Below are 2,510 nucleotides of genomic sequence, written 5' to 3'. Positions count from 1 at the left end.
GTATGCATACGCCCAGAGCCATCTATGATCTGATAGAGTCCATTTTTAATTTTGTCCCAAACATAAGATTTAAAGCATGGACACGAAAAGAAACGACTTACACGCAGAAATGTACGCTCATTATAGCAACTGGAAGGCCAGCGGACAGAGCCAGATTGGCTATTGTAAGTCTAAAGGGCTATCTTTTTTCAAATTCAACTACTGGGTCCGCAAGCTGCGCGGCGACACTAAGCCTGTATCACCATCACCATCAGCTTCTGGCTTTGTAACGGTAGAAATAGCGCCTTCGGATATTCCTGTTTTTGAGATCAGCCATAAAAATGGTCACAGGATCAGTTTTTACCGAAGCATTGAGGTTAAGTTTATCAAAGAACTTCTTAGTTGATGCTATCCCTTTCATCGGCCTATCATTATTATATTTACCGTGGTATTACTGATTTTCGTTGCGGGATGGATTCCCTGAGTGGTATTGTGCGCAAGGAACTGAAGCAAGACCCGCTGGGCGGTGATATTTATATCTTTTTCAACCGCAGACGAAACCAGGTCAAGCTGCTCCACTTTGAAGGCGATGGCTTTGCCCTTTACCAGAAACGTTTGGAACGCGGCACTTATGAACTCCCTGGCAGCACTGATCAGCATAGCATCAGATTAAGCAGTGAAGCGCTGCTGCTGATCCTGCGGGGCATTCGTTTGGACAGTGTTCGCCGGCGTAAAAGATATTCGCTGCCCGCAGTCGATTAAACTTTCCACAGCAAAAATACCTGCTGCGGTATCACATCCCTCCTGTATCTCATTAAAGGTGACTTTTGAGTGTCAGTCTGCTGTTTTCAAGGGTTTTCCACAAAATGGGCTGGCTATGGTGGAGAACAAAGTCCGTTGCCCTATTGTACTTTATTCCGCCTGTGTTATTTTTGTGCTGTGGGAGAAACGATCGACTATAAAAAGCTATATCAGGACAGCCAGCGGGAAAAAGCGCTACTGGAAAAGAACTATGCTTTGGAAAAATCATCGTGGGAGCAGCAACGGGCAGAGTTGATGGCCAGCCTTGACAAGTTGCGCAGAGCACTATTTGGCATGAGTGCCGATAACCGCGTTAAACTTGCCCTTCCCGGTCAGATGGAGCTTTTTACCCTGGAAGCCCAGCCAGCAGTTGTGGAACAGGCTGCAGAGCAGCTTGGCAAAGAAATCAAAGCACAGCAGCAAGAAAGCAAGGCTCCGCGTACGGCAAAACGTATGGTGCTACCTGCACACCTGGAACGCAAAGAAGTGATTATTGATCCACAGGGCGACCTGAGTGCTTACAAACTCATCGGCAGTGAGCAGACTGAGGTACTGGTCATTGAACCTGTCAGAATGTGGGTGAAATGTATCGTCCGCCGCAAATGGGCACTTCAAGATAGCCGGGATATCACCAGGCCTGGAATACTTGAGGCACCAGCTCCTTCACGGACGGTAAAACGAGGGTTGTTCGACGAATCGGTACTTGCTTTCCTGCTGATCAGCAAGTATGTTTATCATTTACCACTGTACCGCATCAGGCAAATGTTTGCCAGGGAGGATATCCCTATATCTGCTTCCACACTTTCAGATAATGTAGCAGCAGTCTGCAAAGCCCTTGGTCCCATTTATAACGCTTTGAAAAGGGAAGTGCTGGGCAGTTTATACCTGCAGTCTGACGAGACGACCTACAAAGTGCTCCAGGGAGGTAAAAAAGGAAGTTGCCATAACGGTTATATGTGGGCTTTTCATTCTCCACCTTCAGGCCTGCTCTTCTTTCAATATTGTGACAGCCGTGAACATGTGCATCCAAAAAAGATGTTGCAGGACTTCCATGGTGTGCTGCAAACTGACGGATACCAGGCGTACGGGACGGCATTGGCAGGAAATGAACGGGTAAAACAGCTCTTTTGCATGAGTCATATTCGAAGGAAATTTGATGAATCGGCTGATAATGACCTACCAAGGGCAAAACACGCTGTGGAGGAAATCGCTGCAATGTATGCTATTGAAAAACAGATCAGAGAAGCTTCGCCCACTATGGCAGAAGATGAAATTGTACAACTCCGGCTCAAAGAAGTGAAACCGATATTAGAAAGAATGAAGTTGTGGATGATAGCAGAATATCCAAAAGTATTGCCCAAAAGTCCTATTGGTAAAGCGATGGGATATGCACTCAAACTTTGGGACAATATGCATTATTATACGTTACACGGCCATTTACAATTGGATAACAATAGTATAGAGAATACTATGAGACCAATTGCGCTCGGAAGAAAAAATCACCTGTTCAGCGGAACACATGATACGGCCCAAAATGCTGCTATGGTATATTCGCTCTTTGCTACCTGCAAAAAACATGGTGTAGATCCACAGAACTGGATAACAGATGTGCTTTACAAAATTAATGACCCTGAATATGAAGGGAAATATAGTGATCTCATGCCTCACCGCTGGAAAAATACCCAGATCTAATCAATTAGAATCGTGGAGGGCGTAGCCCGTATGCATAC

The 2,510-nt window shown here is 45.6% G+C and carries 3 protein-coding genes; all 3 read left to right on the top strand.

Going from position 1 to position 2,510, the window contains the following annotated elements; genetic code table 11:
• Nucleotides 1-76 precede the first annotated feature (76 nt).
• Complete coding sequence (gene tnpA / locus BFL47_RS18905; protein WP_069661353.1) at nt 77-385, top strand: IS66 family insertion sequence element accessory protein TnpA; 309 nt, start codon at nt 77-79, stop codon at nt 383-385.
• Nucleotides 385-741, top strand: a complete 357-nt coding sequence (gene tnpB, locus BFL47_RS18900; RefSeq protein ID WP_069661352.1) for an IS66 family insertion sequence element accessory protein TnpB — start codon at nt 385-387, stop codon at nt 739-741. The genes tnpA and tnpB overlap by 1 nt, the downstream gene beginning before the upstream one ends.
• Nucleotides 742-810: 69 nt before the next feature.
• Nucleotides 811-2,472, top strand: a complete 1,662-nt coding sequence (gene tnpC / locus BFL47_RS18895) for an IS66 family transposase (protein ID WP_139125879.1) — start codon at nt 811-813, stop codon at nt 2,470-2,472.
• Nucleotides 2,473-2,510 lie beyond the last annotated feature (38 nt).

This window comes from Arcticibacter eurypsychrophilus (genome assembly GCF_001730525.1).
Classification (GTDB): Bacteria; Bacteroidota; Bacteroidia; order Sphingobacteriales; family Sphingobacteriaceae; genus Arcticibacter; species Arcticibacter eurypsychrophilus.
This window is presented reverse-complemented; position numbering and strand designations above follow the sequence as displayed.